This is a genomic window from Xanthomonas sp. SHU 199 (genome assembly GCF_000364665.1).
Lineage (GTDB): Bacteria > Pseudomonadota > Gammaproteobacteria > Xanthomonadales > Xanthomonadaceae > Xanthomonas_A > Xanthomonas_A sontii.
In genome coordinates, this window is the sequence record NZ_AQOI01000567.1 from 1 (window position 1) to 9,066 (window position 9,066).

At 69.7% G+C, this 9,066-nt stretch carries 6 protein-coding genes and 1 pseudogene; 2 read left to right on the forward strand and 5 right to left on the reverse strand.

Annotated elements, in window-relative coordinates; genetic code table 11:
* Positions 1-622, forward strand: a pseudogene (locus tag D183_RS25045) (bifunctional [glutamate--ammonia ligase]-adenylyl-L-tyrosine phosphorylase/[glutamate--ammonia-ligase] adenylyltransferase); the annotation flags it as partial.
* Between the two features lie 223 nt (positions 623-845).
* Here the strand turns inward: D183_RS25045 and D183_RS0116825 are convergent.
* The 4 genes from D183_RS0116825 to D183_RS0116840 form a co-directional block, all read right to left on the reverse strand.
* Entirely contained in the window at positions 846-1,373 is a 528-nt protein-coding gene (locus tag D183_RS0116825) for a hypothetical protein (RefSeq protein WP_232757299.1), read from the reverse strand.
* A 106-nt stretch (positions 1,374-1,479) separates the two neighbouring features.
* Positions 1,480-2,037 (reverse strand): queuosine precursor transporter, encoded by a 558-nt coding sequence (locus D183_RS0116830; RefSeq protein ID WP_010343084.1) that lies wholly within the window; start codon positions 2,035-2,037, stop codon positions 1,480-1,482.
* 148 nt (positions 2,038-2,185) lie between these two features.
* Positions 2,186-3,256, reverse strand: coding sequence for a glycerophosphodiester phosphodiesterase (locus D183_RS0116835; RefSeq protein WP_017910030.1), 1,071 nt, complete (start codon positions 3,254-3,256; stop codon positions 2,186-2,188).
* A gap of 80 nt (positions 3,257-3,336) precedes the next feature.
* On the reverse strand, positions 3,337-5,634 hold the full coding sequence (locus D183_RS0116840) for a TonB-dependent receptor (RefSeq protein ID WP_026144569.1): 2,298 nt from the start codon (positions 5,632-5,634) through the stop codon (positions 3,337-3,339).
* A 726-nt stretch (positions 5,635-6,360) separates the two neighbouring features.
* Between D183_RS0116840 and D183_RS0116845 the strand changes: the two genes are divergently transcribed.
* Positions 6,361-8,235, forward strand: coding sequence for a S53 family peptidase (locus D183_RS0116845; RefSeq protein ID WP_026144570.1), 1,875 nt, complete (start codon positions 6,361-6,363; stop codon positions 8,233-8,235).
* 73 nt (positions 8,236-8,308) lie between these two features.
* Here the strand turns inward: D183_RS0116845 and D183_RS0116850 are convergent.
* On the reverse strand, positions 8,309-9,066 hold a 758-nt coding region (locus D183_RS0116850; protein ID WP_026144571.1), incomplete at its 5' end, for a mitochondrial fission ELM1 family protein.

Sequence of the window (9,066 nt, forward strand, 5' to 3'; positions counted from 1 at the left end):
CGTGCGCCTGCGCCCGGACGGCGGCAAGGGCGCGCTGGTGTCGTCGCTGGCCAGCTACCGCGAGTACCAGCGCGAGCGCGCCTGGACCTGGGAACACCAGGCGCTGGTGCGCGCGCGCGGCGTGGCCGGCGATGCGCCGCTGCTGCAGCAGTTCGAGCAGGTGCGCGCGCAGACCCTGGCGCGCCCGCGCGAGCCTGCAGCGCTGCGCGAGGAAGTGCGCAAGATGCGTGCGCGCATGCGTGCCGAACTGGACCGCAGCGATGCCGCGCGCTTCGACCTCAAGCAGGGCGCCGGCGGCCTGGTCGACCTGGAATTCCTGGTGCAGGCCGGCGTGCTGCTCGGCGCCGCGCAGCAGCCGGCACTGCTGGTGCCGCGCGATACGCCAGCCCTGCTCGATGCGCTGGCGCACAGCGGCTGGCTGTCGCCTTCCATCGCTGCCAGCCTGCATGCCGCCCACGCCGCACTGGTCGAGGCCGGCCTGGCCTGCACGCTGGACCGACGTCCGCGCCTGACCGCGCCCACGGCCGAGATCGCCGCGGCGCGTGCGGCGATCCGACAGGCCGCGGTCGCGCTGGAGCTGGTGTTCGTCGACGGCCGTGCGGACGGCGACGCGGCGCGCTAGCGCGATCCTTGTTGGCAGCGGATGCCGCACGCGTGGTGTCGGTGGCGACATGCCTCTCCGGCAACGCCGCGTCTCGCCGAGTCGCGGCGGAAAGCGCGCCGTCGGCGCTGGCTGCAATCGGCCGGAGGGCCTGGGCTCGCCGCCGTGATGCCACCGCAAACACGCCACCTTGGTCGCGGCGATCGGCGCCGGCATGCCGTTCCGCGCCGCGGTGGCGCGATTGCTACGCGCTGACGTACTGAGTCTGGAACCAGACCGCGTCGGGATCAGTGTCCACCACTTGGTCGGGATCCACCCCGAACAGCCCCTGGTAGGCGCGCTTCCACAGGCCGGCGCGACCGGCGCACAGGTCGTGCCACAGCGCATGGAAGGTCACTGACTCGAACACCCGCACCACGTCCACGACCTGCTCGAGGTAGGCCTGGAACAGGTAGACACGCTCGCCGTCCACCAGGATGTTGACGTTGTGGATCAACTGCGACGGATCGCCCAGCAGCACGATGTTGACGAAGTCGCCGTCGCCGAAGGTCGGCAGCGCCGCGTCCGCGAAGTACACCCGGGTGCGCATGGGCCGGTCGCGACGCAGCAGCACCATCTCCAGCATCAACGGGGCGAAGGTGTTGCAAGACCACGCCGGGTTGGAGACGGCAGGCGTGGTCAGTGTGGCCAGCGCCGTACCGGCAGGCTGCAGTTGCGCCAGGGTGGCGTTGAGCGCGCTCAGCGCGAGGGCGGGGGTGACGTCGTGCGGCATGGGCGTGGTCTCGTCGCAGGCGCGGCGCACGGGAGGCGCGCCGCCGATCACCATTCAACGTTGGCCGCAGGCGTTTGTGAAGCCGGCACCATCTACCCGTCCACCGCTAGCGCGTCGGCGCCATCCGCCACAGCAGCGCGCGGAACGGCGCCAACAGGCATACGCCGATGCCCAGCTTCACCGCCAGGTCGCCGGCGGCCCAGCTCAGCCAGGGCAGCGTCGAGCCGGCGAAGGCGATCGACCAGAAGATCGTGGTGTCCAGCGTCGCGCTGCAGGTGGTGGCGACGATCGGCGCGCGCCACCAGCGCCCGCGGCGCAGCCGGTCGAACACGGTGATGTCCAGCAACTGCGCGGCGATGAAGGCCAGGCACGAGGCCGCGGCGATGCGCGGGGTGGCGATCCAGATCGACAGCAGCACCGCCAGTGCGAACCCGCACCAGGCAACCCGCCGCGCCGCGCGCGGACCGAAACGGCGGTTGATCAGGTTGCTGACCAGGAACGCCAGCGGATAGCTGAAGGCGCCCCAGGTCAACCAGTCGTTGATCGGGAACTGCACCAGCACGTTCGACAGCAGCACCACCGCGCCCATCGCCAGCACGGACAGCAGCAGCGCGCGCGGGGTCAGCGCGGCGAAAGTGGGCGAGGGAGCGGCAACGGACGGCACGGCGATCGGGGCAGGGGCGGCGGGCGCGCATTATCGCGGCCCGGACACCCAATGACCAATGCCCGTGTGCGGACACGCTCCTACAAATGGAACCCCGCGCTGGGAACCGCTGTTGCGATTCCCCATTCCCCATTCCCCATTCTCGGCTTCACCGCGGCAGCGCCGTTCCATCCACCGCCGCGCGGCCCACGGCCGGGTCGTCGGTGAAGAAGCCATCGATGCCGGCGTCGATCAGCGCGCGCATTTCCTTCATGCTGCCGGCGGCATTCACCGCGGCCGGGCCGCGCGCGTCCTGCAACTGCTTGGGCAGGAAATAGTTCTCGGGACGGAACGTGTACGGAATCACCTGCAGGCCCGCCGCATGCGCATCGGCAACGAACGACGTGGGCTTGGCCAGGGCGCCGTCATCGGTCACCGGCACGATCGCGCGCAGGTTGGGGCTGACCAGTTGCGCGTACTTGGCGATCGCGCGCAGCCCCTGTGCACTGCCCATCTGCGCGTAGGTCGGGCCGTCGCGCAACTGGTCGCCCGGGCGCTCCTTGGGGTCGCCCAGCAGCTGCACCAGGCGCACGTTCGGATGGGTGCTGCCCAACTTGCCGTGCAGGTATTCCAGGTTGCCGATCTCGAACGACTGGATCACCACCGGCGCCTTGCGCGTGTAGGCATGCGCATCGAGGGTGGCGACCAGCTTGTCTTCCATCGCCAGGCCAAGCCCGCGGAAGTAGGTGCCGTGCTTGATCTCGGGAATCAGCCCGATCGGCCGCCCGCGCGTGGCCGACTCGGCCGCGGTGAAGTCGATGATCTCGTCCATGGTCGGCACCTGGAACTGCCCGTCGAAGGCGGTGCCGCGCAGTTGCGGCAGGCGCTCGCGCGCGCGCAGGGTCTTCAGCTCGGCCAGGGTGAAATCTTCGGTGAACCAGCCTTCCACGCGCTGCCCGTCGATCTGCTTGACGGTCTTGCGCGCGGCGAACTCCGGGTGCGCGGCCACGTCGGTGGTGCCGCCGATCTCGTTCTCGTGGCGCGCCACCAGCACGCCGTCCTTGGTCGAGACCAGGTCCGGCTCGATGAAATCGGCGCCGTCGGCGATGGCCTTGGCATAGGACGCCAGGGTGTGTTCGGGGCGCAGCGCGCTGGCGCCGCGGTGGCCGATCACCAGCGGCTTGTGCTCGCCCGGGGCGGCGGCCGGGGCGGCCGCCGCGGTGGTCGCCAACACGGCCATCGCGCATCCCAACAACCAGGAGGTGGATCGGATCATCGCATGCGTTCCGGTTTGACGGTGGGCGGACAGCATGGACGCGCTCAGAAGCGCGCGTCCAGGGTCAGGAACGCCTGCCGCGGCGCGCTGGCGTGGAAGGCCAGCGAGCGGCCGTTCGGATCGCTGTTGCTGAAGGCGGTGAGGTTGGAGGCGTAGCGCTTGTCGGTGAGGTTGGTGACGTTCAACGACAGCTTCAGGTCCCGCAGGAACGACACCGCCCCGAAATCGTAGCCGGCGCCGGCATCGAAGGAGGTGTAGCCGCCGAAGCCCTGGTCGTTGGTGTAGGTGTAGTAGCGCTGGCCGGTGTACTTGCCGCGCAGGTTGGCGTTCCAGCCGTTCCAGGTCCAGCTGAGTTCGCTGGCGAACATGCGCTTGGGCGTGTCCACGGTGGACTTGCCGGCGGTGGGGATGACCACGCCGTTCTGCACGTAGTTGTCGTCGTAGGTGGAGCGGTTGATCGAGGCCGAGTTGTACCACTGCAGGTGCGCGGTCGGCTTCCAGATGAAGGTCAGCTCGCCGCCGCGGCTGCTCACCGAGCCGACGTTGAAGAAGCGCGTGGTGCATGCCGGGCTGGTGCCCTGCTGGATGCTCGGGCACGGGTTGAGCGACAGCAGGCGGTTGTCGAAGGTCACGTCGTAGCCGACCAGCGAGGCCTCGAACTGGTCGCGCACCAGGCGGTAGCCAGCTTCGAAGGTCTTGGACTTCTCCGGCTGCAGCGCGCCGACGCTGGCGTCGAACGAGGCCTGCGTCACCAGCAGCGGGCCGCCGGCGCCGCCGCCCTGGAACGCGGCGATGTTCTCGGCGTAGGAGGCGAACACTTCCTGGCCCTCGGCCAGGCGGTAGCTCAGGCCGGCCTGCGGCAGCAGCGCCTTGCTGGCCTTCAGCTCGCCGGTGGCCACCGGCGCTTCCACCGCGATCCCCGGGGTCTCGCGCGCGGTCATCGTGGTGTGCGGGCTCTTGGCGCCGATGTCCAGGGTCAGGCGCTCGTCGAGCAGCTTGAAGGTGCCCTGCACATAGGCCTGCTTGGTGGTGATGACGTAGTCCTGCGAGAACAGCCGGCGGTTCGGGTTGCTCAGGAAGATGTCGTCGTCGATCGGGCCGTCGATCCAGTAGAAGTTGCGCTCCACGTGGTGCTTGTTGCGCTCGTACCACACGCCCGCTTCCAGGTGGTGCGGGCCGATGTCCCAGCCCAGCGAAGCGATGCCGCCGGTGCGGTTGATGGTGTAGTTGGTGCTGCGGATCGAGATCGGCAGCGCCTGCGGCGTGCCCGGGTAGGACGGCTGGCCCGGCGACCACCAGTGGCCCTGGCCTGCGTTCTCGTGATGGTAGACCTGGGTGTGCACGCTCACCGCATCGGACGGCTGGAAGTCGCCGGCCAGGTAGTACAGGTCGTCGTTGCGCAGCGCGCGGCTCTGATAGTAGGCGTCGTCGATGTTGTCCACACCGCCGCTGTAGCCGCAGCGGCTGGGGTTGCGCGTGGCCGGCGCGCAATACGCCGCGGCCAGTGCGCGCTGCCAGTCCGGCGCGTACAGGTTCCAGTCCCAGCCCAGGCCGCGGTGCAGGCCGCTCTTGGACAGGTAGGCGTAGTCGGCCTGCGAGGTGCGCGAGGTGTCGACGAACGCAGTGATCTTGCCGCCCTCGAACTGGTACACGCCCTTGCCGTTGAACTGCGCGGTGTGGGTCGGCGAGCCCGGCGGTGCCCACATGTCGGCGTCGGCGTAGATGCCGGACAGGTACGCGGAGAAACCGTTGTGCTCGCCGGTATCCAGGCGCAGGTAGGTGCGGCGGTTGCTGTCCGAGCCCACGGTCTGCGCCAGGCGCACGCCGACCTCGGTGGACGGGTCGTCGGAGTAGTACTGCACCGTGCCGCCGAGATTGCTGGTGGAGGCGGTGCCCAGGCTGCCGATGCCCGAGGCCAGTTCCACGCCGCCGAAGTTCTCGGCGATCAGCGCGCGGCTGATGTTCAGGCCGTTGTAGTTGCCGTAGGCGTTGTCGCCCAGCGGCAGGCCGTCGAGGGTGTAGCCCAGGCGCACGCCGTTGAAGCCGCGCAGGCTGATGGTCTGCGATTCCTCGTTGGCGCCGAAGGCGTCGTTGGACTGCACGTTGACGCCGGGAATGCGGTTGAGCAGCTTCTGGATGCTGGTGCCCGGCGGCAGCACCGCCACGTCCTGCGCGGTGATGCGCTGCACCTGGCGGGTCTCGCCCTGGCCGATTACCGACACCGCATCGAGTTGCTGCACGTCGGACGCGGCACCATCGGCGGCGGGCTCCGCAGCGGTGGCGGCGAAGGGCGACAACAGGGCGGCAAGGATCGCCGTGCTCAGCAAGGAATGGAGAGGCATGCGCAAGGGGGATTCGTAAAGGAAGTGCGCACACGATGCGACAGCGACGTTGCAGGTTGGCGTCATCGGCGTTGCGGTTGTCATGCAGCGGTCCTGCGGCATGGCGTTCGTGTCGCAGCCGCCGGGCGCGCGATGACTGCAGGCGCGCCATCGTGCGACATCGCGGAAGAAGCGGCGTGGCACGCGCGTGTCGACATCAATTCGATACAGAGTGTCGCCGATTGCCATGCATGACGAGTGGTGAACACATGTAGGCGTGTGTGTCGGAAACCAGGCGAAACATGCTGTTTCCAAAGTCGAAAACGGCGTCGTCCGTCAAAGTTTTGTAGTGCGCTCCTCCTCAATGATCACGCCTCGCCCAAGCCCGACGACGTGCCGATGCGTGCAGACATGAGCAGGAAGCACAGTGCCCTCGCGTCGCTCGGAGCGTCGTTCGCGTGCGCTGTTGGGTCCTCGCCTCGACAGGTCTGCGCGCGCCGTACCCTCACCCCAACCCCTCTCCCGATGGGAGAGGGGCCAGGCGCTTCCCTTCTCCCCTCGGGAGAAGGTGCCCCGCAGGGGCGGGATGAGGGTACGGGCGAAGCCTCGCAGCAACGAACCACGCACGCACTTCGCGCGCCACACCCTCACCCCCAACTCCCCTCCCGAAAGCGGAGGGGCCATCGATTTCCCACCGCGAGGCCGCCACGGCCTCGTCCCACCCGCTCTACCCCCGGAGAGACGCCCATGCTTGATCGCATCCGCCGTCGGCCCTTGCTGGCTGCCGTGTTGTCCGCTTCCCTGCTGTGCGCGCTCGGCACCGCCAATGCCGTGCCCGACGCCTCCATCGCGGCGATGACCGCAACGCTGCGCGCCGCGCCGGTCAATTTCGACGTGCACCTGCCGTTGCGCGATCAGGCCGGCCTGGACGCGTTGCTGGCCGATATCCAGGATCCGGTCTCCCCGCAGTATCACCATTGGCTGACGCCGGCCGAATTCCAGCGCCGCTTCGCGCCGGCGCCGGCGCAGGTCGCGCAGGTGCGTGCCGCGCTGCAGGCCGCGCACATGAACGTCACCGAGCAGGGCAACACCCTGCATGTCAGTGCGAGCGCGAACAACGTCGAGCGCTTGTTCGCGGTGCCGCTGACCGCCGAGGTCCAGCAGGGCAGCCAGGCCCACCTCGCCGCCGCCGCGCCCTTGCAGTTGCCCGCCGTGCTGCGCGACAGCGGTGCGACCGTGACCGGCCTGACCCGTGGTGCGCCGCCGATGCACGTCAACTGGCAGCGCGCGGCCACCAAGAATCCCGCCAACCGCTACGGCGCCGGCGGTACCACCTACTGGTACAACGATCTCAAGCAGGCCTACGGCTACCCGTCCTACCAGGCCACCACCGGCGCGGCCGGGCAGCAGCGCCGGCTCGACGGCACCGGCAGCACCATCGCCATCCTGATCAGCAGCGACGTGCTGGATTCGGACATCAAGGCGATGTTCGACCATGAGAACTTCAGCCGCTACGCCGCCAACCACGCCGACCCGACCCTGTACGCGCGCCACTACGTGGCCGGCGCCAAGCCCGGCCTCCAGGACGGCAACGACGCCGCGGCGAGCGAGGCCGCGCTCGACGTGCAGATGGCGCTCGGCGGTGCGCCGGGTGCGCACGTGCTGCTGTACGTGATCCCGGACCTGAGCGACGCCTCGGTGCTGGCCGGCTACCGGCAGATCGTGCAGGACAACCAGGCCGACGTGGTCAGTTCCTCGTTCGGCGTCTGCGAGCTGTACTACACCGCGGCCTACAACGGCGGCAAGGATTTCACCTCACTGCTGCGCCCCTACGATGCGGTGTTCAAGCAGGGCAACGCGCAGGGCATCACCTTCGTCGCCTCCAGTGGCGACAACGCCGGCCTGGACTGCGCCGACACGCAGTACGCGGTCGACCACAAGGACGGCCGCTTCGTCGCCGGCGTCGAACACCCGGCGGCCAGCCCGCACGTGACCGCGGTCGGCGGCGGCAACCTGCTCACTGCGTACAAGAAGGGCAGCCTGGAATCCGGCTACAAGAGCGAAAGCGCCTACGGCGATCCGCTGGAGACCGCGGACTATTACGGCGTCGGCGCGAACCTGGCCGGCGGCTACTGGGGCGCCGGTGGCGGCGTCAGCACCCTGTTCCAGCGTCCGGCCTACCAGTTGCGTGCGCTCGGCGGGACGCGCACGTCCATGCGCGCGCTGCCGGACATCGGCATGCTGGTCGGCGGCTGCCCGGGGATTGCGACGCAGCCGTGCCGTGAGGGCGACAGCTCGGTGGCCACCTACTTCAAGGGCGGTATCTCGGCGGTGATCGGCACCAGCGTCGCCGCGCCGGAATTCGCCAGCGCGGTCGCGCTGCTGGTGGAGAAGCAGGGCCGCCAGGGCAATCTCAACGATTACCTGTACCGCCTGGCCGCCAATGGGCCGGAGGCGCTGCATCGCGGCATCCCCGGCTATAACGGCGTGGTCGACAACAACCAGCCGATCAAGGGCAAGTACAACTACACGGTCGGCGTGGGCACGCCGGTAGTGCGGCTGCTGATCGGCGCGCTGGATGCGGCGCCGGCCGGCGTGCCGCGTTCGCCGAGCAACCCCTGACATAGCGTGATGTGACGCGTTGGGCCCGGTTGCCGTGTCGGTGTCGTGGCAGCGACGCCGGCACGGCGGCCGATCAGGCCAGCGCCAGGCGGTCGCGGATCAGCGCGGCCACCCGCGCGGTTTCGCGTAGCGGTGCGATGCCGGTGGCGTATGCGTCGTCGGCATCGTTCGCCGGAAGCAGGCGTCCACGCGCGTGCAAGGCGCGATGGAACGCCAGGGCGCGGCCACGCGCCGTCTCCGGCATCAGCACCTGCACCGGCACGCGCGTGGCGCAGGCTTCCGACAGCAGGTTCACCGAGTCTGGCGTACACACGAGGCGTTCGGCCCAGCCGAGCAGGCCGGCGTAGGGATTGGCGCCATCGTCCGCGCCGCACCACACGACGCCCGGCACGTCGGCGAACGTGCGGCGCAAGGCCGCGGCCACCGCAGGCGGCGTGCGCCGCGATGCGCTGGCGAGGAGGCTGCCGCCGTGCGCGCGCAACTGTGCGGCGATGTCGGCGAAGGCGGCCTGTGCCTGCGCTTCGCTCCACGGCGCCAGCCCGGAGGGGCCGCCCACCAACAGACCGATGCGCGGCGAGGGCAATGCGCCCAACGCAGGAAACGCCGTGCGCCCGGCCGCCAACCAGGCATCGTCGATCGGATGCAGGCTGCCGAGCAGGGGCAGCACATTGGGGCCGCGCAGCCGATCGTGTTCCGGCACCACCACGATGTCCCAGTGGCGCGGGTCCAGCCGCGGATCCAGGATCTGCACCACCTGGCTGCCGCGTGCGCGCAGCAACCGCGTCGCCAGCGCCGCCTGGCGGCCGCAGCCCACTGCCAGTGGCGGGGGCT

Coding starts and splice junctions, on each gene's coding strand:
- D183_RS0116840 (WP_026144569.1), bottom strand. CDS start 5,634: ATGCCTCTCCATTCCTTGCTGAGCACGGCGATCCTTGCCGCCCTGTTG.
- D183_RS0116825 (WP_232757299.1), bottom strand. CDS start 1,373: ATGCCGCACGACGTCACCCCCGCCCTCGCGCTGAGCGCGCTCAACGCC.
- D183_RS0116835 (WP_017910030.1), bottom strand. CDS start 3,256: ATGGCCGTGTTGGCGACCACCGCGGCGGCCGCCCCGGCCGCCGCCCCG.
- D183_RS0116845 (WP_026144570.1), top strand. CDS start 6,361: ATGCTTGATCGCATCCGCCGTCGGCCCTTGCTGGCTGCCGTGTTGTCC.